This window comes from Sphingosinicella sp. (assembly GCF_052387495.1).
Classification (GTDB): Bacteria; Pseudomonadota; Alphaproteobacteria; order Sphingomonadales; family Sphingomonadaceae; genus Allosphingosinicella.
Genome location: NZ_JBQTJC010000114.1, coordinates 1 through 19,606 on the forward strand (window position 1 = coordinate 1; position 19,606 = coordinate 19,606).

Annotated in this window: 19 protein-coding genes; 13 read left to right on the top strand and 6 right to left on the bottom strand. The window is 68.7% G+C overall.

What is annotated here, in order from left to right:
- The 3 genes from ACT4N8_RS06360 to ACT4N8_RS06370 all read left to right on the top strand — a co-directional run.
- Positions 1 to 1,684: hypothetical protein (locus ACT4N8_RS06360; RefSeq protein WP_444857297.1), on the top strand; the 1,684-nt coding region annotated here is incomplete at its 5' end.
- Complete coding sequence (locus ACT4N8_RS06365; protein ID WP_444857298.1) at positions 1,681 to 2,595, top strand: tyrosine recombinase; 915 nt, start codon at positions 1,681 to 1,683, stop codon at positions 2,593 to 2,595. The genes ACT4N8_RS06360 and ACT4N8_RS06365, both read left to right, overlap by 4 nt.
- A 13-nt stretch (positions 2,596 to 2,608) precedes the next feature.
- Positions 2,609 to 3,550, top strand: coding sequence for an acetyl-CoA carboxylase carboxyltransferase subunit alpha (locus ACT4N8_RS06370; protein ID WP_444857299.1), 942 nt, complete (start codon positions 2,609 to 2,611; stop codon positions 3,548 to 3,550).
- Positions 3,551 to 3,635: 85 nt separating this feature from the next.
- On the opposite strand, the gene ACT4N8_RS06375 is transcribed toward ACT4N8_RS06370, so the two are convergent.
- Positions 3,636 to 3,800, bottom strand: a complete 165-nt coding sequence (locus ACT4N8_RS06375) for a Flp family type IVb pilin (protein ID WP_444857300.1) — start codon at positions 3,798 to 3,800, stop codon at positions 3,636 to 3,638.
- Between the two features lie 118 nt (positions 3,801 to 3,918).
- Positions 3,919 to 4,086 carry a Flp family type IVb pilin gene (locus tag ACT4N8_RS06380; protein WP_444857301.1) on the bottom strand — a complete coding sequence of 56 codons (168 nt, stop codon included), beginning with the start codon at positions 4,084 to 4,086 and terminating at the stop codon, positions 3,919 to 3,921.
- Between the two features lie 103 nt (positions 4,087 to 4,189).
- Here ACT4N8_RS06380 and ACT4N8_RS06385 point away from each other — a divergent pair, with 103 nt between their 5' ends.
- Positions 4,190 to 4,579, top strand: coding sequence for a (deoxy)nucleoside triphosphate pyrophosphohydrolase (locus tag ACT4N8_RS06385; protein ID WP_444857302.1), 390 nt, complete (start codon positions 4,190 to 4,192; stop codon positions 4,577 to 4,579).
- Here ACT4N8_RS06385 and ACT4N8_RS06390 read toward each other — a convergent pair.
- Positions 4,576 to 5,385 carry a class I SAM-dependent methyltransferase gene (locus ACT4N8_RS06390; protein WP_444857303.1) on the bottom strand — a complete coding sequence of 270 codons (810 nt, stop codon included), beginning with the start codon at positions 5,383 to 5,385 and terminating at the stop codon, positions 4,576 to 4,578. The two genes, ACT4N8_RS06385 and ACT4N8_RS06390, sit on opposite strands and share 4 nt — an antisense overlap.
- A 255-nt stretch (positions 5,386 to 5,640) precedes the next feature.
- On the opposite strand from ACT4N8_RS06390, the gene ACT4N8_RS06395 reads away from it, so the two are divergent.
- From ACT4N8_RS06395 to ACT4N8_RS06415, 5 genes are read left to right on the top strand one after another with little or no spacing between them, the layout of a single operon-like run.
- Positions 5,641 to 6,291: a protein-L-isoaspartate O-methyltransferase family protein gene (locus ACT4N8_RS06395; protein ID WP_444857304.1), complete on the top strand. Its 651-nt coding sequence runs from the start codon at positions 5,641 to 5,643 to the stop codon at positions 6,289 to 6,291.
- Positions 6,292 to 6,311: 20 nt separating this feature from the next.
- Complete coding sequence (locus ACT4N8_RS06400) at positions 6,312 to 7,808, top strand: TolC family outer membrane protein (protein ID WP_444857305.1); 1,497 nt, start codon at positions 6,312 to 6,314, stop codon at positions 7,806 to 7,808.
- A 44-nt stretch (positions 7,809 to 7,852) separates the two neighbouring features.
- Positions 7,853 to 8,230 carry a DUF2497 domain-containing protein gene (locus ACT4N8_RS06405; RefSeq protein ID WP_444857306.1) on the top strand — a complete coding sequence of 126 codons (378 nt, stop codon included), beginning with the start codon at positions 7,853 to 7,855 and terminating at the stop codon, positions 8,228 to 8,230.
- 38 nt (positions 8,231 to 8,268) lie between these two features.
- Complete coding sequence (locus ACT4N8_RS06410) at positions 8,269 to 10,347, top strand: prolyl oligopeptidase family serine peptidase (protein WP_444857307.1); 2,079 nt, start codon at positions 8,269 to 8,271, stop codon at positions 10,345 to 10,347.
- 10 nt (positions 10,348 to 10,357) lie between these two features.
- Positions 10,358 to 13,177: a valine--tRNA ligase gene (locus ACT4N8_RS06415; protein WP_444857308.1), complete on the top strand. Its 2,820-nt coding sequence runs from the start codon at positions 10,358 to 10,360 to the stop codon at positions 13,175 to 13,177.
- 1 nt (position 13,178) lies between these two features.
- Here the strand turns inward: ACT4N8_RS06415 and ACT4N8_RS06420 are convergent, their stop codons facing one another.
- Entirely contained in the window at positions 13,179 to 13,544 is a 366-nt protein-coding gene (locus ACT4N8_RS06420) for a hypothetical protein (RefSeq protein ID WP_444857309.1), read from the bottom strand.
- A gap of 196 nt (positions 13,545 to 13,740) precedes the next feature.
- On the bottom strand, positions 13,741 to 14,640 hold the full coding sequence (locus ACT4N8_RS06425; RefSeq protein ID WP_444857310.1) for a diacylglycerol/lipid kinase family protein: 900 nt from the start codon (positions 14,638 to 14,640) through the stop codon (positions 13,741 to 13,743).
- A gap of 80 nt (positions 14,641 to 14,720) precedes the next feature.
- Here ACT4N8_RS06425 and hemB point away from each other — a divergent pair, with 80 nt between their 5' ends.
- The 4 genes from hemB to ACT4N8_RS06445 are packed head-to-tail and all read left to right on the top strand — an operon-like array spanning position 14,721 to position 19,056.
- On the top strand, positions 14,721 to 15,716 hold the full coding sequence (gene hemB / locus ACT4N8_RS06430; protein ID WP_444857311.1) for a porphobilinogen synthase: 996 nt from the start codon (positions 14,721 to 14,723) through the stop codon (positions 15,714 to 15,716).
- A gap of 19 nt (positions 15,717 to 15,735) precedes the next feature.
- Complete coding sequence (locus tag ACT4N8_RS06435) at positions 15,736 to 17,970, top strand: spermidine synthase (RefSeq protein WP_444857312.1); 2,235 nt, start codon at positions 15,736 to 15,738, stop codon at positions 17,968 to 17,970.
- Between the two features lie 7 nt (positions 17,971 to 17,977).
- Entirely contained in the window at positions 17,978 to 18,517 is a 540-nt protein-coding gene (locus ACT4N8_RS06440) for a GNAT family N-acetyltransferase (protein ID WP_444857313.1), read from the top strand.
- Complete coding sequence (locus tag ACT4N8_RS06445; protein ID WP_444857314.1) at positions 18,514 to 19,056, top strand: gamma carbonic anhydrase family protein; 543 nt, start codon at positions 18,514 to 18,516, stop codon at positions 19,054 to 19,056. The genes ACT4N8_RS06440 and ACT4N8_RS06445 overlap by 4 nt, the downstream gene beginning before the upstream one ends.
- On the opposite strand, the gene ACT4N8_RS06450 is transcribed toward ACT4N8_RS06445, so the two are convergent.
- On the bottom strand, positions 19,046 to 19,552 hold the full coding sequence (locus tag ACT4N8_RS06450) for a hypothetical protein (RefSeq protein WP_444857315.1): 507 nt from the start codon (positions 19,550 to 19,552) through the stop codon (positions 19,046 to 19,048). The genes ACT4N8_RS06445 and ACT4N8_RS06450 overlap by 11 nt on opposite strands.
- Positions 19,553 to 19,606: the final 54 nt, after the last annotated feature.

Genomic DNA, 19,606 nt, shown 5'->3' on the forward strand with positions numbered 1-19,606 from the left:
CGCCCCCGAATCGCTGCTGCCCGAAGGCTTCGGTGATCCGCAGAACCTGCCGCCGCCCGAGAACAAGGCCGCGACCCGCGCCGCGCCCACGCCGGCGCCGAGCGTGACTCCGCTGCCGGAGGAGGACGGCGAGGAGGACGAGGAGCTCGATCCCCTCGCCGGGCCGCGGCCGACCAATTATTTCGCGATTCCGCCCGGCACAGTCCGCCCGGTCGACGTCGTGGGCGTGCTCGAGCCCGGCAATCACGGCCTCGGCGCCGACGCCTTCGGGCGGACCGGCGGCGCCTATCTCGCCGAGCTGATGCGGCGGCTGGACGCGCCCTTGCCGTCGCGCTGGACCTCGATCCTGCTCCGCCGCGCCTTGCTGTCGCGGCTCGCCGCGCCCTCTGGCGTGCACCCCGTCGATTGGGTGGCGGAGCGGGCCGATCTCCTCTTGCGCATGGGCGAGGCGGACGCGGCGCGCATGCTCGTCCAGTCGGTCGACCAGCCGAACTACACGCCGCGCATGGTCGAGGTCGCGGCGCGCACCGCGCTCGCCAATGCCGACATCGCCGGGCTCTGCCCGCTGGCCGGCGCGTCGCGCTCGCGCGAGGCGGCCTGGGTCCTGTCCGAGGCGATGTGCGCCGCGCTGGAAAGCGAGCCCGCGCGCGCCTCGGCCCTGATCGACCAGGCGCGCGGCGCCGGCGCAACCGGGATCGACCTCAGCCTCGCCGAGAAAGTGGTCGGCGCGGGCGGCGAGGCGCGCCGCTCGGCCGCTCTGGTCTGGGACAATGTCGGCGAGCTCAACGCTTGGCGCTTCGGCCTGGCGAGCGCGACCGGCGCGGAAATCCCCGCGCCGCTGATGGCGCGAGCGGGCCCGCAGATGCAGGCCTGGTTCGCGCGCGCGCCGATGCTCGCGCCCGAGCAGCGCGCGGACGCCGCGGCGGTCGCGGCCTCGCTCGGCGTGTTCTCGTCTCAATCCTTCGTCGAGCTCCATTCGCTGATCCTCGATCGCGCCGATCCCACCGAAATCACCGGCAGCGTCGGTGCCCGCCTGCGCGCCGCCTGGACCGGCGGATCGGTCAATGAGCGGCTCGAGGCGCTGCGCACGCTCTGGTCCGAGCCCGAAGCGCCGCGCCTGCGCTACGCCCGGCTCGTCCTCACCGCCGGCGCGGCGGCGCGGGTCGAGCCCGCCGCCGAGCATGCCGCCGACAGCGCCAATCTCGTCGCGGCGATGCTCTCCGCCGGGCTCGACCGGCGCGCCGCGCGCTGGGCGGGACTCGTCCAGGAAGCGGGCGAGCAGCAGGCCTGGGCGATGCTCGCCGTCGGCGCGCCAGCTTCGGCGGTTGATGTCGGCGTCTCGCGAGTCGAGGACTATGTCGGCGCGGCCGGTGGGCGGCGCGCGCAGCTGCTCGTCGCCGCCCTGATCGGGCTCGGCCGGGTGAGCGACAGTGACGCGCCGGGCCTCGCGCGCTCGGCCGGCTTCGAGCTGGGCGGCAGCGACCGTTGGAGCGACGCACTCGAGCGCGCCGTGCGCGAGCGCCAGCCGGGCCGGGTCGCCCTGCTCGCCGCGGTCGGCATGCAGACAGGCGACTGGTCCGGAGTGCCGCCCCACTATCTGTTGCGCATCGTCCGCGCGCTGCGCGAGGTCGGCATGGATTATGAGGCGCGGATGATCGCCGCCGAGGCGGTCGCGCGGCTGTGACGGCAGCTGAGGACAGGCGCCTGATCGCAGCCTTCCTCGAGATGATGGCGGCGGAGGCGGGCGCGGCGCGCAATACCCTGCTCGCTTATGGGCGCGACCTCGAAGGGGCTTCCGAGCTGCTCGGCGGACGGCTGGGTGGCGCCACGACCGCCGAGCTGCGCAAGCTTGGCGAGGCGTGGCTGCCGCTCAAGCGCGCGACGGTGGCGCGCAAGGCGGCGGCGCTGCGCCGTTTCTACGGCTTCCTGCTCGACGAGGGTCTGCGCGCGGACGATCCATCGGCCGCGCTGCCGCGCCCCGGCGCCGGGCGGCCCTTGCCCAAGATCCTCGATCATCGCGCGGTCGATGCGCTCTTCGCAGAGATCGAGCGGCGCAAGGGGGAGGGCGACCCGGCGGCGCTGCGCACGGCCGCCCTGGTCGAGCTGCTCTATGGCTCGGGCCTGCGCGCCACCGAGCTCGTTTCGCTGCCGCGCAATGCGGTGGCGCCGGACCGGCCCTTCCTGATCCTCAAGGGCAAGGGCGGGCGCGAGCGGCTGGTGCCGATCTCGGACCGCGCCCGCGCTGCCGTCGCCGAATGGGCGGCGCACGTGCCGCGCGATGTGCTCTTTCTCTTCCCATCCGGCAAATCGCATCTCAGCCGGGTGCGGCTCCACCAACTGATCAAGGCGCTCGCCGCCGACGCGGGCATCCCGCCCGAGCGGGTGAGCCCGCACGTCCTGCGCCACGCCTTCGCTACCCATTTGCTCGAAGGCGGCGCCGACCTGCGCGCGGTGCAGATGCTGCTCGGCCATGCAGACATCGCCACGACGCAGATCTACACGCACGTCGACTCGCGCCGCCTCATCGAATTGGTCAACAGCCGCCACCCGCTCGCCGACCGCCGCCGCGTTGACGCGAAGCCGCCCGCGGCCTAACCGCTTGCGCCGCATGGCCACCTACCTGGATTTCGAAAAACCGATCGCCGAGCTCGAGGCGCGCATCGCCGAGCTCCGGGAGACCTCGTCCGCGGGCGAGGCCAATATCGAGGCGGAGATCGGCAAGCTCGAAGAGCGCGCCGAGCGCCAGCTCAAGGATACCTATGCCAGGCTCACGCCCTGGCAGAAATCGCAGGTGGCGCGCCATCCCGAGCGGCCGCATTTCAAGGACTATATCGCCGCTCTAGTTGAGGACTTCGTGCCGCTGGCCGGCGACCGCGCCTTTGGCGAGGACGAGGCAATCATCGGCGGCCTGGGACGGCTGCACGGCCGCAAGGTGATGCTGATCGGTCATGAGAAAGGCGACGATACGGCGAGCCGCCTCAGGCACAATTTCGGCATGGCGCGACCCGAAGGCTATCGCAAGGCGATCCGCCTGATGGCGCTGGCGGACCGCTTCGGCCTCCCCATCGTCACCCTGGTCGACACAGCCGGCGCCTTTCCCGGCGTCCAGGCGGAGGAGCGCGGCCAGGCCGAGGCGATCGCCCGCTCGACCGAGCAATGCCTCGCGCGCGGCGTGCCGTTGGTCGCGGCGATCGTCGGGGAGGGAGGCTCGGGCGGCGCGATCGCGAGAGCCGCCGCGAACCGGGTGCTGATGCTCGAGCATAGCGTCTATTCGGTGATCTCGCCCGAAGGCTGCGCCTCGATTCTCTGGCGCACCGCCGAGAAAGCAGCGGACGCGGCCGAGGCTATGCGGATCACCGCCGCCGATCTGCTCCAGCTCAGCGTGATCGAGCGGGTGGTTCCGGAGCCGGTCGGCGGCGCGCACCGCAAGCCGGCCGAGGCGATCGCGACGCTCGGCGCGGCGCTGGACGAGGAGCTGGCCGCGCTCGCCCCGCTCTCTCGCGACGAGCTGCGCGAGGGGCGGCGCGCCAAGTTCCTCGCCATCGCCTGAGCCAAGGTCTGGACCCCAAAAAGAAACCGGGCGGTGGGATCGCTCCCACCGCCCGGTCGTCGGCTTGCCGATCAGCTTGCGCCGATTAGCCGCTCATCGAGGTCGAGACGTTGGTGAAGGTCTCGTTGAGGCTGGTGCCGAGGCCCTGCATCGCGGTGATGGCGGCAACGGCAATCAGGGCGGCGATCAGGCCATATTCGATGGCGGTGGCGCCCTTTTTGTCGCGAATGATCTTGCGAATGAACTGCATTTCCGGTCTCCTTGTTTCCATTCCTGGAAAGTCCACTTTCCACGCCGCCCGCGCTAAATTTGGGTCAGCTATCTTGCTCTCTAGGAGCGCCCGGTTTCGAAAAGTTTAATGCGGGAGGTTAAGAAGAGCTGACCTTTTCGGAGACGTCGGTCCACATGTTGATCGTCGTGGACGAAAAGGTGCCGATCGCGCCGACCACGGCAAGGAATATGAGCGCCAGGATCAGCCCGTACTCGACCGCCGTCGCGCCCCGAATATCCCTGAAAATACGGAGAAATGCCCGCAACGTCCCATCCCTTCCCATCGGATCGTCATCTGGCGGTCCAGACTAACGCGGTACGGTTAAGTTAGTCCTAGCGGAGCAGGCCGAGTTGAAAAAAATTCCGACAATGACGGTGGTCGCGGCGGCGCTGGCCGACGAGAATCGGCGCGTGCTCCTGCAGCAGCGCGCCCCCGGCCGCACGATGGCGGGACTGTGGGAATTTCCCGGCGGCAAGGTCGAGCAGGGGGAAACGCCCGAGGCGGCACTCGTCCGGGAACTGGCGGAGGAGCTTGGCATAGAGGTCGAGCCCGGCGCGCTGGATCCGGCCTGCTTCGCCAGCGCTCCGCTCGGCGAGGCGCATATGGTGCTCTTGCTCTACATCTGCCGGACCTGGCGCGGCGCCCCCCGGCCGCTCGATGCCGCGGCGCTGCAATGGGCGACGACAAGGCAGATGCGCGCGCTCGCCATGCCCCCCGCTGACGAGCCCCTGATCGCTCTCCTCGAAGCGCTTCTCTAACGCTTTGGCTTGAGCGCGTCGGCGAGCGAGGCCGTGCCGCTGCCGCGCCGCGCGGGCGCGGGCTGGTCGGGCGACGGCGCCCAGCCGCTCACGAACAGGATCTCGAACCGCTCCACGGTCTTGCCGTCCGCGTCCGCGTCGGCCGAGAAGTCGGCGATCGCGGCGGCGAGGCCCATCCGGCCGAAGGGACGCCGGGCGCGCGCGGCGAGGATGTTGGTGGCACCCATCGCGCGCAGGTCCGCGACCAGCCGCATGAGCGAGCCATAGCGCACTTCGACGACCACCCGATCGACCACGGGCAAGGCGAAGCCGGCACGCATCATGAGATCGCCGGCGGCGCGGACGTCGATCTGGGGGTGGAGCCGCGGACCGGCGCCGATGCTTTCCGCCTCTTCGGCCGCGCGCAGCGCGCGGCGCAGCCGCGGCAGGCTGCCCGCGCCGGCGAAGGCGGCGAGGAACAGCCCGTCGGGCCTCAGCGCGCGGCGGATCAGCAGCAAGGCGCCGGGCAGATCGTCGATCGTGTCGAGCAGGCCAAGCGCGATGACGAGGTCGAAGTCCCTGGCGCCCGGCAGGTCTTCCACTTCGCCGGCGACCGGCTCGATCCCCCGTGTGGCGAGCGCCGCCGCGAGCTGCGGCTCGCCGAGCAGCAGCGCGCGCGAGAAGGGCCGGGCGACGAGGTCCAGCCGCTCGAGCAACTCGTCGGCGGCGCGGCGGTAGAGATAGTCGGCGTCGCCGCCGCTGCGCTCGGCCCGGCCGCGGCGAAGGCGGCGCAGGCTGGGGTCGAACAATGGCTCGGGCGCGCGCATGCCGGCGCTATAGCAAAGCGGAGCGCCCGGCGAACGGCCTGTCCGCTGGCGGACGCAATCTGTCCGGATTCGGACATTCGCCAGTCCACTTGTGCCCTCTGAGGCGGTGGCGAAGCCATGGCACGGCTCTTGCTCCCGATCCTCGCATGGGCATCCCCAGTCTTCGCTTGGCCTTCCCGGTCTTGGCCGATAAAAGCCGCGGGAGCGAACAAGTGTATTGCATCAGTAAAACAGTTGTGCGAGTAGAGCCGGGCGATGACTGACCAGAGTTTCGAAGCGATGCGGCGCGCGATGGTGGCGAGCCAGCTGCGCACCACGGGGGTGAACGATCCCCGGGTGATCGCGGCGATGGGCGCCGTGCCGCGCGAGCGATTCGTGCCCGACGAAAGGCGCGCCAGCGCCTATGCCGATCTCGTCGTGCCGCTGGGCGGCGGGCGAGCGCTCAATCCGCCGATGACGCTGGGCCGGCTGCTCACCGAGGCGCGCCTGAAAGGCGACGAGCGGGCGCTCGTCGTCGGCGCCGCGACCGGCTACGGCGCCGCAGTACTGGCCCGGCTGGCCGTGTCGGTGGTCGCGCTCGAAGAGGATGCGCGGCTCGCCGCCGCGGCGGGCGAGGCGCTCGCCGGAACCGGCGTCGAACTCGTGAAGGGGCCGCTCGCCAAGGGCCATGCCGCCGGCGCGCCTTATGATTTCGTCCTGATCGACGGCGCTGTGGAACATGTGCCCGAGAGGATCATCCAGCAAGTCGTCGACGGGGGGAAGATCGCGCTGGCGTTGCTCGACCAGGGCGTGAGCCGGCTTTGCGTCGGCCGTGTTATTTCGGGCGCATTCGGCGCGACAGCTTATTCGGATGCCGCCGCGGCGGTGCTGCCCGGCTTCGAGAAGCCCAGGGCGTTCAATTTCTGATGGACGGAGTGAAGCTTGTGATGCGGGGACGTTTGCTTGCCGCCGTGGGAGCGGCCGCTTTGGTCGGGTGCGGCGCGGCCTATGCGCAGACGCCGCCGGACGGCACGGTCGATACCTTGCGCGAGGCGCTGGTCAAAACCTACGACACCAATCCCACGATCATGGCGCAGCGTCAGTCGCTGCGCAGTCGTGACGAGGATGTCGCGCTCGCGCGCGCGGCCGGGCGGCCGACGGTTTCGGCGACCGCGGGCGTCAATCAGGACACGTTGACCCGGAATATCGTCGGCAGCAACGGCCGCGACCTCAATGTCGGCGCCGACGTCCGTATGCCGCTCTTTGCCGGTGGCCGGATTCGCAACGCGGTGCGGGCCGCAGACACGCGGGTCGAGGCCGGGCGAGCGGACCTGCGGGCGACGGAGGGCGACATCTTCACCGAGGCGGTCGCCGCCTATATGGACGTGATCCGCGACCGCTCGATCATCCAGCTCAACGAAAACCAGGTGCGCGTGCTGGGCACGAACCTGCAGGCGACGCGCGATCGGTTCGAGGTGGGCGACCTGACCCGTACCGACGTCGCGCAGTCCGATGCGCGCCTCGCGCTCGCGCGGAGCAACCTCGCGCTCGTCCGGGGCCGGCTCGAATCGAGCGAGGAGAATTTCAGGCGGGTGATCGGCGAGATGCCCGTCGAGCTGCAGCCGCCGCCTCCCTTGCCGGCGATGCCGACGACTCCCGACCTTGCGACCGACGTCGCGCTGGCGAACAATGCGGATCTGGCCTCGATCGCGGCGCAGGCGCGTGCCTCCGGCTTCGACGTCGCCGCGGCGCGGGGCGAACGGCTGCCGACGATTTCGGCGGTCAGCAGCACACGTTATTTCAACTCGCTCGGCACCGGCGATGAGTCGGCGGGGCTTCCCGAAGGAACCTTGCCCAATTCGACGACGACATCCGGTATCGGTCTGTCGCTGAGCCTCCCGCTCTATCAGGGCGGCGCCGCCGGCGCCCGCGTCCGTCGCGCTCAGGCATTCCGTGCCCAGCTGCTCGAACAGTCGATCGCGGTCGAGCGCGGCGTCGTCTCGACCACCCGCGCCGCCTTTGCCAGCTACCAGGCGGCGCTGGAGGCGATCGAATCGAACGAGATCGCCGTCGCCGCCAACCAGCTCGCGCTCGAGGGCACCCGGGCCGAGCAGACCGTCGGCACGCGCAACGTGCTGGACGTGCTGAACGCCGAGCAGGAATTGCTGAACAGCCAGGTCCTGCTCGTCACCGCGCGCCGCGACGCCTATGTCGCCGGCTTCCAGCTGTTGAACGCGATGGGCATGGCCGAGGCGGAAGACCTCAACCTCGACGGCGGCCCGCTCTACGATCCGACGATCAACTACAACCGCTATGCGGGCAGCTGGTCCGACTGGGACGACGGCCCGCGCATCCAGCCAGTCGCGACGCGCACGGTGCCGGAAGACGCGAACAGCCCAGTGACGCCCGTGATAAACAGGGCCGTGACAGCGCCGCGCCAATAAGCAATAAGTCTCGCGTTATGGGGGAGATACAGCAGGACCCGTCGATGGAGGAGATCCTTGCCTCCATCAAGCGCGTGATCGCGGAGGACGGCCGCGCGAGCGCGCCGCGCCCGCGCCGCCCGGCCCCTTCGGAAGCGGCGCTCCAGGAGCCGGAAGAGGATGTGCTCGAGCTCCAGGATCCGGTCACCGAGGAATCGGGGCTGATGTCGAGCGACGCCGCCGCCGCCAGCCGCGAGCGGCTCGCCGCTTTGTCCTCGCTGCGCCGCCAGGCCGAGGCGCCGGCGGACAATGGCGCGCTCGAAGCGGTGGTGCGCGAGATGCTCAAGCCGATGCTCAAGGACTGGCTCGACGAGCATCTCCCCGAAATCGTCGAATCGCTCGTCACCCGCGAAATCGCCCGGATCACCGGCCGCAGCCTCTAGCTTGCGCCGTTCCGGCGGCGGGTTTAGGCCTCGCACCCATGAAAAAGCTGCTCGCCGCGAGCCTTGCCGCGCTCGCTCTCGCCTCGGCCCCCGCCGCTTTCGCCCGCCCGATGACCGCCACCGACCTCGCCACCTTGCGGCGGATCGGCGCCCCGGTCGCCTCGCCGGACGGCAATTGGGTCGTCTACCAGCTCCGCGAGACCGACCTCGCCGCCAATCGCGGGCGGATCGATTTGTGGCTGCTCGACCTGAGACGCCCGAATGCCGAGCCGGTCCGGATCGCCTCCACCCCAGAGCATAACGAACACGATCCGCGCTTCTCCGCCGACGGCCGCACGCTCTATTTCCTGAGCGGCGCCTCGGGCAGCGAGCAGCTCTGGCGGGTCGCGCTCCCGGACGGGACGGCCGAGCGCGTGACCGACTTCGCCACCGACATCGCCGGCTACCAGCTCGCGCCCTCGGGGAACCGCATCGCGATCTGGGCCGACCGCAACATCGCCTGCGCCGACATCAACTGCGCCAACGTGCCAGCCGCCGAAGCGGGACGGGGCAGCGGGCGCGTTTATGACGAAACCTTCGTCCGTCATTGGGACGCCTGGACGGAGCCCAATGTCCGCTCACGCATCTTCTCATTCCCGCTCGTCGACGGCCGGCCACAGGGCGGCGGCACGCCGGTCGCGACGGGACTCGTCGGCGATTCGCCGTCCAAGCCGTTCGGCGGCGGCGAGGAGATCGCCTGGAGCCGCGACGGCGGCACGCTCTATTTCGCCCTGCGCGAAGGCGGCCGCACCGAACCCAATTCGACCGATCTCGACATCTACGCAGCGCCGGGCGACGGCGCCGGCGCGCCGGTCAACCTGACCGACGCCAACCGCGCGACCGACACGATGCCCGCCGTCTCGCCCGACGGGCGCTGGCTCGCTTATGCGGCGATGGCGCGGCCGGGCTACGAGGCCGACCGGCAGGTCATCCAGCTGCGCGATCTTTCGACCGGCCAGACCCGGCCGCTGACCACCGAGTGGGATCGGTCGGTCGGCTCGATCGCCTGGGCGCCGGACGGGCGCAGCCTCTACGTCACCGCCGGCGAACGGCTCGACACGCCGCTGTTCCGCATCGACGCGCGGAGCGGCGCCGTGACCCGGCTCACCGAGGGCGGCACGGTCGGCAACGTCAATCCGCTCGCCGACGGCTCTGTGATCTACACCTTGAACAGCCTCCAGGCGCCCGACGATCTTTACCGCATCGACCGCCGCGGGCGGGTGACGCGCCTGACTCAGGTCAATGCCGACCGGCTCGCGGGAATCGATCCGGTCAGCGTCGAGCGGTTCAGCTTCGCCGGCGCCAACGGCGACACGGTCTGGGGGCAGATCGTCAAGCCGGCGGGGGCGGAAGGCCGGCTGCCGGTCGCCTATCTGATTCACGGCGGGCCGCAGGGCTCGTTCGGCAATGGCTGGTCCTATCGCTGGAATCCCTGGCTGTTCGCCGCGCCCGGCTATGCCGCGGTGACCGTCGATTTCCACGGCTCCACCGGCTACGGCCAGGCCTTCACCGACGCGATCAACCGCGACTGGGGCGGCGCCCCGCTCGAGGATTTGCGCCTCGGCCTTGCCGCCGCGGGTCGCGAGGACGCGCAGCTCGACACCGCCAATGCCTGCGCGCTCGGCGGCTCCTATGGCGGCTTCATGGCGAATTGGATCGCCGGCCACTGGCCGGACGGCTTCCGATGCCTGGTCAGTCATGCCGGCGTCTTCGACCAGCGGGCGATGGCCTATGAGACCGAGGAATTGTGGTTCACCGAATGGGAGTTCGGCGGGCCCTATTACGAGCCGGCGGCGGCCGAGATCTACGAGCGCTGGAACCCGGTCAATTTCGTCCAGAACTTCCGCACGCCGATGCTGGTGATCCACGGCGAGCGCGACTTCCGCATCCCCTACAGCCAGTCGCTCGGCCTGTTCCACGCGCTGCAGCGGCGGGGCGTCCCCTCGCGGCTGGTCATCTATCCGGACGAGAATCACTGGATCCTCAAGCCCCAGAACTCGATCCAATGGTATCGCGAGGTCCACGGCTGGCTCGACCGCTGGTTGAGAAGGGGTGGCGGAGAGACGCAAGCCCGCTAAAGGCGGGCGCATGTCCGAGCTGCCCAAGACCTTCGACCCCGCTGCGATCGAGGCGCGTTGGTATGCGCATTGGGAGGAGAACGGCCTGTTCCGCCCCGAGCGGCACGCGGCCGAGCCCTTCACCATCGTCATCCCGCCGCCGAACGTCACCGGCTCGCTTCATATCGGCCATGCGCTCGACAATACGCTGCAGGACATCCTGATCCGCCACGCGCGGATGCAGGGCAAGGACGCGCTCTGGGTGGTCGGCATGGATCATGCCGGCATCGCCACCCAGATGGTCGTCGAGCGCCAGCTGAACGAGCGCCAGCAGAAGCGCATCGACTTCAGCCGCGAGGAGTTCGTCGCCAAGGTCTGGGAATGGAAGGCGGAGAGCGGTGGCGCGATCACCCGCCAGCTCCGCCGGCTCGGCGCGAGCTGCGACTGGGAAAACGAGCGCTTCACGATGGACGAGGGCTTCAGCCGCGCGGTGCTGAAGGTGTTCGTCGATCTCTATCGGCAAGGGCTGCTCTATCGCGACAAAAGGCTGGTGAACTGGGATCCGGGGCTCAAGACCGCGATCTCCGACCTCGAGGTCGAGACCACCGACGTCAACTCGCACTTCTGGCATTTTCGCTATCCGCTCGCGGATAGCAGCAGCTCCATTGCGGTCGCGACGACGCGGCCCGAGACGATGCTCGCCGACATGGCGGTGGCCGTCCATCCGGATGACGCCCGCTACAAAGATGTGATCGGTAAGCAATTGAAGCACCCGATCACCGGCCGGCTGATCCCGGTGATCGCCGACGCGCATGCCGATCCCGAGCTCGGCTCGGGCGCGGTCAAGATCACGCCGGGGCACGATTTCAACGATTTCGAAGTCGGCAAGCGCGCCGGCTTCAAGCCCGCCGAGATGCTCAACATGCTCGATGCCGAGGCGCGCGTCGTGCAGACCAGCGATGGACTGATCCCGCACGAATTGCTCGGCCTCGACCGCTTCGAGGCGCGCAAGCGCGTCGTGGCGATGATCGAGGCGGAAGGCTGCCTTGAGCGGATCGAGGACCGTGTCGTCGCGACGCCCTTCGGCGACCGTTCGGGCGTGGTGATCGAGCCTTGGCTCACCGACCAATGGTATGTCGACGCCGCGACCTTGGCGCAGAAGCCGATCGATGCGGTACGCTCCGGCGACATCCGCGTCGTCCCCGAAACCTGGAAGAAGACCTGGTTCAACTGGCTCGAGAATATCCAGCCCTGGTGCGTCTCGCGCCAGCTCTGGTGGGGGCACCGGATCCCGGCCTGGTATGGGCCGAAACCCCCAGGCGACGAACTTCACGAGCACGATGCCGAGCGAATTCCGCATGTTGCAGAGGACGAGGATAGCGCTCGAAAGCTGGCGGCTCACTATTATGGAGTGCCGGAAGCTGACATTGAGATTTTCGATAACGAGCGGGACTGGATGCGCGCCGTATCGCTCGAGTCCTTCCTCAAAACTCCTTTGATCCGCGACTCCGACGTCCTCGACACTTGGTTCTCATCCGCGCTCTGGCCGTTCGCCACCTTGGGCTGGCCCGAGCAGACCGAGGAATTGCGCCGCCACTATCCCAACGACGTCCTGATCTCGGGCTTCGACATCATCTTCTTCTGGGACGCGCGCATGGCGATGCAGGGCTTCCAGTTCATGGGTGAGAAGCCCTGGAAGACGCTCTACCTCCACGGGCTGGTCCGCGACGCCAAGGGCCAGAAGATGTCCAAGTCCAAGGGCAATACGGTCGATCCGCTCGGCCTGATCGACCGCTACGGCGCCGATGCGCTGCGTTTCACGCTGGCGGCGATGGAGAGCCAGGGGCGCGACATCAAATTGGATGAGAAGCGCGTCGAGGGCTATCGCAACTTCGCCACCAAGCTCTGGAACGCGGCGCGCTTCTGCCAAGCCAATGGGATCGGGGCATCGAAGACGATCGAGCCGCCGGAGGCGACGTTGCCGGTCAACAAATGGATCATCGGCGAAACCGTGAAGACCGTCCAGGCGCTCGATCTCGCGCTCGCGGACTTCCGCTTCGACGAGAGCGCCAACACCATCTACCATTTCACCTGGGCGACCTTCTGCGACTGGTATCTTGAGCTGATCAAGGGCGCGATCGATGAGGAGACCAAGGCCGTCGCCGCCTGGGTGCTCGACCAGATTCTAGTCATGCTCCACCCGTTCATGCCCTTCGTCACCGAAGAATTGTGGAACGCGATGGGCGAGCGCCCTTACGAGTTGATCCTCGCCAAATGGCCGATGCCGGACGCCCGCGCGCTTGATCCGCAGGCGACTCGCGAGATTGAGACTGTCATCGATTTTGTCCGTGGCATTCGCGCCCAGCGGCTAGAAACGGGCTTTAACCCTGCTGACAAGATTCCGGTTAGCGTTACTGTCGCTACGCCAGACAAGGTGGACATGCTCAATCGGCACTTGGACACCATTGAAAGACTCGCTCGCGTGAGGCCTGCTCATATCGAGCTTCAGCCCTATGAAGGCGGGAGCAGCTGGTCCGTTGAATTAAAGGACAAGTTTGAGCTAGCCGCCCCACTTGGAAACACGGGTTTTGTCACGGCCCAGTTCCTTCTAGGCGATGTAACAATGGTAGCTTTTACCCAAGGCTTCATCGACATCGACGCCGAGCGCGCCCGCCTCGCCAAGGCGGCGGAGGCGGCGGAGAAGGAGCGCGACGCGCTCGCCGCCCGCCTCGCCAACCCGAGCTTCGTGGAGCGCGCCAAGCCCGAGGCGGTCGAGAAGGCGCGCGCGGACCATGCGGAGAAGGCCTCGGACGCCGAGAAATACCGCGCCGCGCTCGCCCGGCTCGGCTGAGCTACATCACCGTGTCGGCGAGGTTCGAGCGGTAACGCGTGCCGGTCTGGCGGTCGTTGAGCTCGATATAGATGTAGCTCGGCGGCAGCTGGCCTTCGGGCAAGGCGAACCAGATCTGGCTGAGATCGTTCGGGTTGCCGAGCGCGCAGAAGCCGTAGAGCCGCCGGTTGGTCGGATGCTCGAAAATGTCCACCCAGGTGCGCGAGGCGTTGGCGTTGTTGCCGCAGGGCGGCAGGCTCGGCGCGGGGGCGAACATGGCGGCGGGATAGGCCTCCCGGTTGAGCACGTCGTAGCGGTAGCGGACGAAGGCGCCGCCGCCGGTCGTATAGGGCTCGGTATGGAGCAAATAGAGGATCGGATTCGGCAAGGGCGCCGTGGGCGTTTGCGCGGTGGACGCGCCGGCGACGGACAAGATAACCGCAAGTAGCGGGAGTGTTTTTAAGAAACGCATCTCTTGCCCTTTCCTATTCGAGGAGCGGTGCGACGACGCTTTACAAATGTTACATGCCATTCTTTTGACCCGGGTTCAATGAACTTGCTGCCCCGCGCCATCGGGGTCAAGATCAGGCGTCGGCCGGCACGACCACCTCGATCGCACACTCCGCCACCTCGGCGATGGCCGGCGTGTGGCCGAGCACCTCGCCGTCGATCGAGATGGGCAGGCGCGGCTCGGTCTCGATGCGAATGCGGCGGGCGTGGAAATCTCGCACCGCCTCGCGGCGCAAGCCGTGGCGGAAGAGGATGGCGAGCCAGTTCATCAGCAACCGCTTCTTGAAGCGGCCGGTCACCGCCTGGACGACGATCTCGCCGCTGTCGACCTCGGCATCGTCGACCACCTCGACGCCGCCGTGGAACCCGCCATTGGCGATGCGAACCTCGAGCGCGGGGAAGCGGTGAGTCTCGCCGTCCACCTCCAGAATCAGCTCGAAACCCTTGAAGCGGAGCATCGACCAGGCCGCCCAGGCGAGATAGCCGAAGCGGCCCAGGACCTTCTTGAGACGCGGCGGCACGGTCGCGCCAATCAGCGGCGAGACGCCGATCGCGGCGCTGTTAGCGAAATAGTCGCCGTCGATCACGCCGAGATCGACCCGGCGCCGCTTGCCGGTCGCGATGGTCCGGATCGCGCCGTCGAGATCGAGCGGGATGCCGAGCGTGCGCGCGAAACTGTTCGCGGTGCCGAGCGGGAGCAGGGCGAAGACGCAATCCCGATCGACCAGCTCGTCGACCGCGCAGGAAAGCGAGCCGTCGCCGCCGCCGACGATCACCATCGGCGCGCCGCCCGCCACGGCCGCCTTCACGGTGGGTATGAGCTGCTTCGGATCGCGGATCGCGTGCGCCGCGATCAGCCTGATCCCGGCCTCGCGCAGCCTGAACGCGGCGCGGCGGAACAATGCGCGCCCCTTGCGGGAATGCGCGTTGATCACCAGCACGGCTTCTTTCGGGACAGGTTTGGGCCCGACCATTCGCTGACAAACCCCCCAGAGCCAGCCCGTGTCCAATCTTCTTTGCGGATCGCGGAGGCCGCGCTAAGTCCGCACCCGAAATGTCCCCGGCCTCCTTTCCCGCCCTTCGCCTGCGCCGCACCCGCTCCGCCGCCTGGAGCCGGGCGCTGGTCGCCGAGCATGCGCTGACCCCGGCGGACCTGATCTGGCCGTTGTTCATCGCCGAAGGGGAGGGGGCGGAGGAACCGATCTCGACCCTGCCTGGCGTCTCGCGCTGGTCGGTCGACCGGCTCGGGGAGCGGGCGCGCGAAGCGCGGGCGCTGGGCATCCCCTGCGTCGCGCTCTTCCCGAACACGCCGCCCGCCTTGCGCAGCGACGACGCCAGGGAAGCGCTCAATCCCGACAATCTGATCTGCCGCGCGGTCCGGGCGGTGAAGGACGCCGCGCCCGATCTCGGCGTGCTCACCGACGTCGCGCTCGATCCCTATACCGCGCACGGCCATGACGGGCTGACCGACGAGACCGGCGACGTCCGCAATGACGTGACCGTCGAAATCCTCGCGCGGCAGGCCCTGGTCCAGGCCGAAGCGGGCGCCGACATCGTCGCGCCTTCGGACATGATGGACGGCCGCGTGGGCGCGATCCGTTCAGCCCTTGAGCAGGAAGGCCATGTCAACGTCCAGATCATGGCCTATGCCGCCAAATATGCCTCGGCCTTCTATGGGCCGTTCCGCGACGCGGTCGGCAGCCGGGGCCTGCTGAAAGGCGATAAGAAAAGCTACCAGATGGACCCGGCCAACGCCGCCGAGGCGCTGCGCGAGGTCGCGCTCGATCTCGCCGAGGGCGCGGACACGGTGATGGTGAAGCCCGGGCTCCCCTATCTCGACATCGTCCGGCGGGTGAAGGAGCGCTTCGACGTGCCCGTCTTCACCTATCAGGTGTCGGGCGAATATGCGATGATCGAGGCCGCGGCGGCGGCCGGGGCGGGGGACCGCGACGCGCTCCTCCTCGAAACTCTGATGGCGTTCAAGCGGGCTGGCTGCTCGGGCGTCCTCACTTATCATGCGCCCGTCGCGGCGCGGCTGCTCGGCGGCTAAGGCAAAAAGGAAGCGGGATTTGGCGAGCGAAGCACGTTGGGGCGGGCGGCTGGACGAGCGCTATGCGCGCCCCTTGTTCATATTGACGATCATCACCGGATCGTTCCTCCTCTTCCTCACCCAGCCGATGATCGCGCGGATGGCGCTGCCCCGCGTCGGCGGCGCGCCGGCGATCTGGAACAGCGCGATGCTGGTCTATCAGCTGCTGCTGCTCGGCGGCTATGCCTATGCCCATTGGGTCTCGCGCATCCGGCCCCGGCGCCAGGTCGGGATCCATGTCGTGCTGCTCGGCCTCGCCGCGCTCTGGCTGCCGATCGGGCTGATCAGCGGCGAGCCGCCGGTGGGCGGGGAGCCGGCCTTCTGGGTGCCCTGGTTTCTCTTTGCCTCGATCGGGCCGATCTTCTTCATCGTCTCCGCCCAGGCGCCGCTGATGCAGCGCTGGTACGCGCTGGAATCGAGCCGCGGCGATCCCTATCCGCTCTACGCCGCCTCCAATCTCGGCAGCTTCGCCGGCCTGATCTCCTATCCCCTGCTGGTCGAGCCGCTGATGACTCTGCAGCAGCAGAGCTGGCTGTGGACGAGCCTCTACGCCTTCCTCGTCCTGCTCGTCGTCGGCTGCGCGCTGACCGTGCCGGGCAAGGCGGTCGAGGCCGTCCCGGAGGAGACCTCGCCCGCGCCGACCACGCGCCAGTATCTGCACTGGATCGCGCTCGCCGCCGTGCCGTCCGGGCTGATGCTCTCGACGACCACTCACCTCACCACCGACGTCGTTGCCATGCCGCTGCTCTGGGCGCTGCCGCTCGGCCTCTATCTGCTCAGCTTCGTCGTCGCCTTCGCCGAGCGGCGTGGGCCGACCGACCTCGTCACCATCGTCGCGCCGCTGATCATCCTGATCGCCGGCGGCCTCGCCTTCAGCGAAGGGACGCGCAATCCCTTCGTCTCGGCCTCGCTGGGGCTGGTCCTGCTCTTCGCCGTCGCGGTCGCGCTGCACGGCGAGATGTTCCGCCTCCGCCCGGCGGTCGGCCACCTCACCAAATTCTACCTCGCCATGTCGTTCGGCGGCATGCTCGGCGGGCTGTTTTGCGCGATCGTCGCGCCTTTGCTGTTCGACTGGGCCTATGAGCATCCGCTGCTGATCGTCGCCGCTGCTTTGCTCGTGCCGCAATATCAGCTGGTGCCCTGGCCGAAGCGCTACGCCATAATCGTCCGGATCGCCCTCCCGGTCGCGGCGCTGGCGCTCTCCTACTTGAGCGAGCGCGGCTATTTCGGCTTCAACGCGACGGCGACGATGATGGGCAGCATCGGCGTATCGCTGATCGCTTTGGCCTGCCTCGGCCGCCGGGTGCCGTTCGCGATCGCGCTCGGCGCATTGATGCTGAGCTATGGCGGCTGGTCAACGCTGAGCCGCTCGGCCGGGGATTCGCGCACCCGCTCCTATTTCGGCATTTACGAGGTCTATGACCGCGCCGACGGCTCGGCCCGCGTGCTCACCCACGGCACGACTTTGCATGGCATCCAGAACCTCGCGCCAGAGCTGGAGACGGTGCCGACCTCCTATTACGCCCGCCGTTCGGGCGTCGGCATCGCGCTCACCAACGCCAATGCGATCTTCGGCCGGCCGGCGAGCATCGGTATCATCGGCCTCGGCTCCGGCACGCTCTCCTGCTACCGCCAGCCCGGCCAGCGCTGGTCGATCTTCGAGATCGATCCGGAGATGGTCGAGGTGGCGCGGCGGCGCTTCACCTTCCTCAGCCGCTGCGCGCCGGACGCCCGGATCGTGCTCGGCGACGCCCGGCTCAGCATGCGCCGTCAGGCGGCCAATTCGATCGACGTGCTCGCGGTCGACGCCTTCTCCTCGGACGCGGTGCCGATGCACCTGCTCACCCGCGAAGCGCTGCGCGAATATGGCCGGGTGGTGCAGCCCGACGGGATGATCCTCTTCCACATCTCCAACCGCTATCTCGATCTGAAGCCGGTGATCGCCGACATCGCCGCGCGCGAGGGCTGGACGCCGGCGATGATGCAATATCTGCCGTCCGAGGAGGACGACGCGCTCAACGCCACCATCTCGGTGTGGATCGCCCTGTCGCGCAACCCACTGACGATCGACCGGCTGGTGACGATGAGCGGCGAGGACGCGGCCAATTGGGAGATGCTCGATCCGACGCCCGGCTTCTCGGGCTGGACCGACGACCATGCCTCGATCCTGCCGATCATCAACTATCCGGACTGGCTGCCTTGGGCGGGCGACTGAGCCGACGATGATCGAGACGGAGCACCTCACCTTACGCGACTGGCGCGCGGAGGACGTGGCGCCGTTCATCCATCACACCAACACCGAGCCCGTGATGCGCTGGCTCGGCGGAGTGAAGAGCGAGGACGAGATGCGCGATGTCGTCGAGGGGCGCCTGATGCGCTGGCAACGCGAGCGCGGCTTCACCTTCTGGGTGGTCGAGCGCAAGGCCGACGGCGAATTGCTCGGCTTTTGCGGCCTCAAGCTCGCCGATCAGCCGGGCAGTCCGATCGAGGGGGAATATGAGATCGGCTGGCGATTGCGCGAGGATGCCTGGGGGCAGGGCTATGGCAAGGAGGCCGCCGCTGCCTCGCTGACCCATGCCTTCGAGAAGCTCGGCGCACCTCATGTCGTTGCGATCACCTTTCCGCAGAATGAGGCGAGCTGGCGGCTGATGGAGCGGCTGGGCATGACGCGGCGCCCCGATCTCGCTTATGACGATCCGCGCTTTCCGGAGCTCAACCCGACCATCGTCTACAGCATCGCGCGCGAGGAGTGGCGGCCGTGAACCTGATCGCATTCGAGGGCCGGCGCCCGCGCATCGACCCGGCGGCCTTCGTCGCCCCTGGCGCGCAATTGATCGGCGACGTCGCGCTGGGGCCGGAAGCAAGCGTCTGGTACAATTGCGTGCTGCGCGGCGACATGAACCGGATCCGGATCGGCGCCCGCTCGAACCTGCAGGACGGCAGCGTCATCCACGTCGATCCGCCGCGCCCGGGCGGACCGGAGGAGGGCTATCCATGCCTGATCGGCGAGGAGGTGCTGATCGGCCATATGGCGATGGTCCACGGCTGCACCCTGCGCGACCGGGCCTTCGTCGGGCTCGGCGCGATCGTCATGGACGGCTGCGAGATCGAAAGCGACGCGATGCTCGCGGCGGGGGCGATGCTGACGCAAGGCAAGCGGATTCCCTCGGGCCAGCTCTGGGCGGGGCGGCCAGCCAAATATCTGCGCGACCTGACCGAGGAGGATCTCGCGGGGATGCGCGCCGGCGTCGCCCATTATGTCGCATTGGCGAAGCGTCACGCCGCCGCGCTCAGCGGCTGAGCCGCGCCCTCAGCCGGTTCATCCGCTCGTCCTGGCGGTCGGCGATTTCCTGGACGACCTCGATCATGCCGTGGATCGCGGCATAATCCTCCGCATTGGTGGGCACGTCCGCACGACCGGTTGCGAGCCGGTCGAGCTGGGCGAGCGCCTCCGTCAGCGCGCCGCGTGCCGCCTCGAGCCGCGACAGGGCCTGCTGCGCCTCGATCCAGGATTCGGTTTCCGGAGCGCCCGCCCGCGCGGTGGCCCGATCCGCGGCGGGAAAGGCGGCATCGAACGCGCGTTCGCCGTCCGCTGCCTGCCGGCGCAGCTCGAGGACGCGCAGACGTAGCCCCGAATCGCTCGACACCGCGACCGGCGCGCGCCGCGGCTCGACGATGCTCAGCTCGCGCTCCTGCGGCCGCGGCGCGAGCGAGGGGAAATCGCCGTCGACGGCGCAACCTGCCAGCATCGCGGCGGCGATCGGGGAGGCAAGGGAGAGGCGCGGACGAGGGGCCATGTCCGTCCTCCCTATGCGCCGTCTCGCGCGCGGGCAACAGCGCCCGCCACGGGG

Excerpts from the sequence above, each read along its gene's own strand:
- ACT4N8_RS06370 (WP_444857299.1), top strand. The coding sequence starts at position 2,609 with ATGGCCACCTACCTGGATTTCGAAAAACCGATCGCCGAGCTCGAGGCG.
- ACT4N8_RS06375 (WP_444857300.1), bottom strand. The coding sequence starts at position 3,800 with ATGCAGTTCATTCGCAAGATCATTCGCGACAAAAAGGGCGCCACCGCC.
- ACT4N8_RS06385 (WP_444857302.1), top strand. The coding sequence starts at position 4,190 with ATGACGGTGGTCGCGGCGGCGCTGGCCGACGAGAATCGGCGCGTGCTC.
- ACT4N8_RS06390 (WP_444857303.1), bottom strand. The coding sequence starts at position 5,385 with ATGCGCGCGCCCGAGCCATTGTTCGACCCCAGCCTGCGCCGCCTTCGC.
- ACT4N8_RS06395 (WP_444857304.1), top strand. The coding sequence starts at position 5,641 with ATGACTGACCAGAGTTTCGAAGCGATGCGGCGCGCGATGGTGGCGAGC.
- ACT4N8_RS06400 (WP_444857305.1), top strand. The coding sequence starts at position 6,312 with ATGCGGGGACGTTTGCTTGCCGCCGTGGGAGCGGCCGCTTTGGTCGGG.
- ACT4N8_RS06405 (WP_444857306.1), top strand. The coding sequence starts at position 7,853 with ATGGAGGAGATCCTTGCCTCCATCAAGCGCGTGATCGCGGAGGACGGC.
- ACT4N8_RS06410 (WP_444857307.1), top strand. The coding sequence starts at position 8,269 with ATGAAAAAGCTGCTCGCCGCGAGCCTTGCCGCGCTCGCTCTCGCCTCG.
- ACT4N8_RS06415 (WP_444857308.1), top strand. The coding sequence starts at position 10,358 with ATGTCCGAGCTGCCCAAGACCTTCGACCCCGCTGCGATCGAGGCGCGT.
- ACT4N8_RS06425 (WP_444857310.1), bottom strand. The coding sequence starts at position 14,640 with ATGGTCGGGCCCAAACCTGTCCCGAAAGAAGCCGTGCTGGTGATCAAC.
- hemB (WP_444857311.1), top strand. The coding sequence starts at position 14,721 with ATGTCCCCGGCCTCCTTTCCCGCCCTTCGCCTGCGCCGCACCCGCTCC.
- ACT4N8_RS06440 (WP_444857313.1), top strand. The coding sequence starts at position 17,978 with ATGATCGAGACGGAGCACCTCACCTTACGCGACTGGCGCGCGGAGGAC.
- ACT4N8_RS06450 (WP_444857315.1), bottom strand. The coding sequence starts at position 19,552 with ATGGCCCCTCGTCCGCGCCTCTCCCTTGCCTCCCCGATCGCCGCCGCG.